The sequence below is a fragment of the Roseomonas sp. 18066 genome, assembly GCF_902706185.1.
Taxonomy (GTDB): Bacteria; Pseudomonadota; Alphaproteobacteria; order Acetobacterales; family Acetobacteraceae; genus Pseudoroseomonas.
In genome coordinates this window covers 1-437 of record NZ_CACSJM010000369.1, presented here as the reverse complement: position 1 = coordinate 437, position 437 = coordinate 1, and the positions used below count along the sequence as shown (strand labels likewise).

Annotated in this window: 1 protein-coding gene; it reads right to left on the bottom strand. The window is 52.9% G+C overall.

Annotated features, from left to right (window positions below):
* Positions 1-3 precede the first annotated feature (3 nt).
* Positions 4-437, bottom strand: a 434-nt coding sequence (locus GVN67_RS29275) for a hypothetical protein (RefSeq protein WP_235035627.1), incomplete at its 5' end; no start/stop codon positions are given.

Sequence of the window (437 nt, the reverse complement as noted above, 5' to 3'; positions counted from 1 at the left end):
TTTTTACAGCGTGCGTCGGAACTCGAAATGACCGCCGGATTCACGACTGGTGAAATAGTTGCCGCTGAGGCGATCATAGGTGGCGACATCGACGACCAAGGACGCGGCTCCCTGGTACACCATGTTCTGCCCGGGCGATTGATACTTTTCCCTCACCTCGTAGATGTAGTGGAGCAAGGGCCGCGCGGATTCCGGATCTTTCTTGACTGAAAGCGCTATGGTGCGCGACTCAGATCGTGGGGCATCCATCTCAATAGAAAGCGTGAAAAAATTCTGTTTGATCGACACGGTACCCAGTGCACGACCAGTTTTTCCATCCTTTACCCAGTCAATGGATGCAGCCCAGGTTCCGTTGAGATCGGGATAGAGCCATTGATTGAGACGGGGCACTTTTTCCCATATCCAGCGCCAACCAACGTAGACGAAGAACAGTAGTC